This window comes from Clostridiaceae bacterium (assembly GCA_012840395.1).
Lineage (GTDB): Bacteria > Bacillota > Clostridia > Acetivibrionales > DULL01 > DULL01.
Window position 1 is genome coordinate 1 of the sequence record DULL01000082.1, and the last position, 4,921, is coordinate 4,921.

Annotated in this window: 2 protein-coding genes and 1 pseudogene; all 3 read right to left on the bottom strand. The window is 36.8% G+C overall.

Translation table 11 applies throughout. The features are described 5' to 3' along the window. Window positions 1–521: 521 nt before the first annotated feature. The 3 genes and pseudogenes from GXX20_09330 to GXX20_09340 all read right to left on the bottom strand — a co-directional run bounded on the left by GXX20_09330 (window position 522) and on the right by GXX20_09340 (window position 4,430). A pseudogene (locus GXX20_09330) lies at window positions 522–1,909 on the bottom strand (hypothetical protein). Window positions 1,910–2,033: 124 nt separating this feature from the next. Further along, a complete protein-coding gene (locus GXX20_09335; GenBank protein HHW31856.1) occupies window positions 2,034–3,047 on the bottom strand; it encodes a hypothetical protein in 1,014 nt (337 codons plus the stop codon). 216 nt (window positions 3,048–3,263) lie between these two features. Beyond that, complete coding sequence (locus GXX20_09340) at window positions 3,264–4,430, bottom strand: N-acetylglucosamine-6-phosphate deacetylase (protein HHW31857.1); 1,167 nt, start codon at window positions 4,428–4,430, stop codon at window positions 3,264–3,266. Window positions 4,431–4,921: the final 491 nt, after the last annotated feature.

Sequence of the window (4,921 nt, forward strand, 5' to 3'; positions counted from 1 at the left end):
ATATTACGTACCTCCGTTGTTAGTCTTATTCATTAGGGGTAAGCCCTGCAGATCTTACACCCTGTATTCTAACAGGAGGTACTTCTATTTTCAAAGTTCAGTTTGTTTCATTACAGGAATGCTCCTTATATTTTTTAAGGCTTATTATCTCATAAACCTCTAATACATATTATGTAGAGCAAAAAAATAGGTGAAAGTTTACTGTAATAAATTTTATGAAAATTTTAATTTTATGAAAATTTTGTTTGGTGATTTTTTATGAAAGACAAAGGGAATGAATGAACCAGATTTGCTGCAGGAGCAAATAAAGAAGCTATGCGTTCAATAGAGGAACTATGTATAGGAAGGCTCAAGCCTTCCTGTATTTGTTATTCGTCTCTTTTCCCCATTAATTCAATATTGTCACTTAATTCTATTTTAAAATGTTTTATGCTGTTCTTCAGATTTATACTTATATTGTCATCACAATTATTATGCTGAGTATAATTATCTTTCAAAGAATCATAGCTTACAAAAGTGCTCTCCCACACCTCACAGCCGTCAAATGGATTTGCAGTTCCAAGATAAAGCCGCCCATTTTCTGAAACAAAAAGGTTTCTCAAGCCATAATTGTGAGGGTTACCAAGTCCATTCAGTGTAATTTTTCTCCAGTGAATTCCATCTCTTGAACTATACATATCAAATCCTTTGACAACTTTCTTTTTATCAATATCTAAATCAGACAGAAGCTTTACTAAATCAAGCATAAAGCGAATAAATGCTTCTGATTTGATTAAATCAGGTCTGCTCAAAATAGCAGGAAGATTTGCCCTTAGAAGTGGCAACAACAGTACAAGCCAGTCAAAGGTTCCCAAATAAAAGCGGCCGTTAAATTCTCTTAACTGCCAGCAATAAAGATTGGTAGGACTGCCTGCCCCCGATGGAAGGTTACTTAAAGCTTTACCGCGCTTACCTGTAGTAGGATTAGTAGGTTCAATTGCATTGCCTCCAATAACCAGTTCCCACCTGTCCTGGGTATTGATCCTTATTAAATCAAAAGGCTTAAATGCTTCCGGTCTCAGCCTAGTAGATAACGGGAACATGATAGCTCCCACATATAAGTGATTTTTAAAAGTTCCAAGGGTTAGAGGTGCGATGTTTGTTGCATCTCCTGCTCCTTTGTCAATAACGAGTTTCCATTTGTCAGGTTCTGGCCTGTTTCCAAGGGTTCTCCAAAGTTCAAAGCCTTCGCTTCCTCCTGTAGCAGCATATAAATGTCCGTTAAAGCTGGCCATTGTAACAACTTCCTGGGTAGGATTTTTACTGCTGTCACTACCCGGTGGAGTAACAAGCTCCCAGCCATTTCTTTCAGGGTCAGTGCTAGCATAAATTTTAGCGCTTGGTACATCAGAAGTTTCATCAAGAGCGGCCATATAAAGATATCCTTTATGAATAACCATAGCTCTTGTGGAATTACCCGGAATATTGTCATCAAGTTTTTTCCAGTTAACACCATCTGTGGATTTAAAAATTGCCAACTCAGGGGTAGTTGTAAATGCTCCTGCATAAATAGCTGTTTCTTTAGTCTCTGGACTGGTATAACATATCATGAAGCGAAAGCCTAATACACCTTCAGGAGCCTTGAATACACGTGTCCACCTTGTACCCTCAGAGCCATCTTTTTTATATCTCCATATTTCAGCTCTCATATCAATATTATCCGGCTCAAGTTCTTCAGGAAGTCTGATATTAACTCCGTACATCTGGGAAGCCGTTTAGCGACACTATAAAAAATATTCCGTCCTGTTCCAACATAAAGGTAATCATGCATTTCAGTCATGGACCATGCATAATTGTTCTGTCTTGCATTTGAGCTATTATACTCGTCAAAGCCATTAACCGGTGTTATATTTCTGAACATGTTAAACACAAATATTCACTCCTTGTCAAAATATAATTACTTTACATAATATGCCGACAAGGGTAAATATGTTAACATATTCGATTTTTCTCAGAAATTTTCGAAATCTGTTACTAATACAGACCAAAGGACTTTACTTGATTCTACCGGCTCCGCGAGCCATAGCTATAAGATTCTCACCCGGCATATCCGCCATACCGTGATGTGAGTTTGATACAATATAATCTCCACAGTTTTCAAAAGCTTTAATATTTCGACGAACTTCATGCTCAACTTCTTCAGGTGTAAAATTTATAAGAGTTGTTTGTGCGTCAACGCCCCCATATATTACAAACCGCCCACCGTATTTTCTCGCGAGATTTTCTATATCCATATTGTGTGCACTTGTCTGCACGCCACAATGTGCGCTTATACCTATCTCTATTAAATCCTCATATATGGACTCCACGGCACCGCAAGAATGGAATATAACCTTAAGTCCTGCTTCACGTGCCATACGAACCTGTTTTTCTATGGATGGTTTAAAAAATCTGCGCCACATGTCAGGATGCAGCATTAAGTTTCTTTCAGTTGCAAAATCATCACCGATCCAGTAAAAATCACAATATTTTGCGGCTCCTTTTTCAATTCCTCTACGAAGGACCTCAAGGGCACATTCAGTATGTATCTCAACATAGGCTTCAATAATCTCAGGTGAAGTGTACATTTTACACAGTGCTTCTTCCATCCCAAAATCCATACAGCAGTTAGTAAAAGCAGGCATCCAGAGAGGGCAAAATACTATTGCATGATCAGGATATTGTTCTCTAATAGCAGCAAAATCAGGAATAATACGGTTATCAGGATTGGGGTGGAAAAGCCGTTCCAGTTCCTCAACGCTTTCAACATCTTTTAACAGGTTTACGCTAATGTTGTCAGCAAAATGGTCCCGGCCAGTTTCTCCGCTAGTATATGGTGATTTTGCGAAAGCCCACCTGAAATCACAATCCAGAAAATCAAGAATCTCTGCTGTGGAATAAAGCCCGTATTCTTTTGCAAAGAAGGAATCCAGTTCAGGCCAGGATGTATTCTCCATAAGGTCGAATGCAACTTTATCAACTTCTTTAAAAGCGAAAGTTCTTAAAACCCGTTCTCTGTGGGTCATCATACAGAAATCTCCTCCATTATCACATATAAACCCCTTTGCAAGCAAACTCGCTTCGCACGGAGATTCAGTGGGGGGCTTGCAATCCCCCACTGAACAAAGTTGTTATTATAATTTGCATTAATTCAGCTCCCGCTTATAGAAGCGAAAGACTTCCTGATGCCTGGTTAAATTCAATTATCCTTATGTACTTAAAACTTTCTTTTGTTCATTCATTTATTAGAACTCCTGTAAGATTCCCTCCAGATATACTCTGTGAATTGCTAAATCACTGTCAAGTAAAAGAATATTTGCAAGCTTACCAGGTTCTAATGAACCCACTCTGTCATAAATTCCTACAGCCTTTGCAGGATTTTCAGAAGCCATTTTAACAATTTCCCAGATACTGGCACCAGTATATTTTACATAATTTTTGGCTGCCATTTCCATAGTCAGTTTGCTTCCTGAAAGCCCTCCATTTTGATTGAAATTAAGATCAGGGGCACTTCTTCTTATATCATTTTTTTCAAAGTTCGACTGATCGAAACGTGATATTGTGCAATCAGTAATTAATATTGTTCTTTCAGGACCTATACAACGATATACCATTTTAAGGTTAGCCGGTTTAACATGAATGGCAAGAGAATCACATATTATCTCGGTATATACTCTGTCTCCTACTGATAGAACAGCATCGCAAACAGTATCCTGAATAATTCCTGTTACTCTAACAGATTCATTTCCCAGGTGACAGCCCATAGCATCAAATAAATGCGTTATTACTGTTGCACCTTTATCAATAAATCTATAGATAATCTCCGGTGAAGCACATGTATGTCCAAGTGCCAAAGTAATTCCTTTTGACAGAATAAAGTCAGCATATTCTGAAGCTCCCTCTAATTCCGGAGCTATAGTCCATTGGCGGATATAACCTTTTGCAAGTTCATATATTTCTTTATATTCTGTATGATTTATAGGACGTGACAATTTTGCATTAGATCCAAAATTCGGATTGATATAAGGGCCTTCTAAGTGTATGCCAGCAAGATTGGTTCCCGGCTTTCTGCATGCTTCTAATATAATGCTGATATATTCAAGTGTTTCCTGGTGTGAATAAGTATAGCCCAGACTGGCGCAAACTGATGTGGTTCCTCCCTTCAGATGATAAAGCCGGGCAGTTTCAGGATCCTGAAAAAAATATTTTTCTCCTCCTCCATGGCAATGAATATCCACGTATCCGGGTGCTATGTAAAGTCCCTCAGCATCAACTATCTCTGCCTGTTCCGGGATTTGTGCCTTTCCCTTGCTATCAAGAATCTGAAGAATTTTATCATTATGAGTAATTAAAACCCCATTTTCAATTAATCCATCAGGAGTAATGATAGTACCGTTAATGAAAGCTTTCAAACTAATGCCCCCTGTTTTTATGTTTATTTAATTAGAACTTTATAATTTACTTTTTATTAGCCATTTGCTTATATATATTACATAAGCAATAAGTATTAACAAATTAAGTAAATTTTCTTAACGCTTATATATTATATTTAATCTTGTAATAATACAAGTGCTAATTATATCATTACAGTAATTATATAGTATTTAGAATATATTTATTATAAATAAAGTCACTTTATATTTATTAAATTAAGCGAAGAAGCACTTCTGAATATATACAGAATATTATATTCTATCAGTTTAATATAAATACTCCCGCGAACTGTATCAGCAATTATTTTTATTTATTGCCGGAGTATATAAAGTTAAGCAAATTAAGGAGACCGTTTCAAGTTTTGTGTAAACTCAAAAATCTGAAATAAGATTTTGTTATAGTTACTTAAGGGCAGCGCCGATTTTCATGGTTTCTGCCCTTATCTTCATTATACAGTGAATATTGGGCA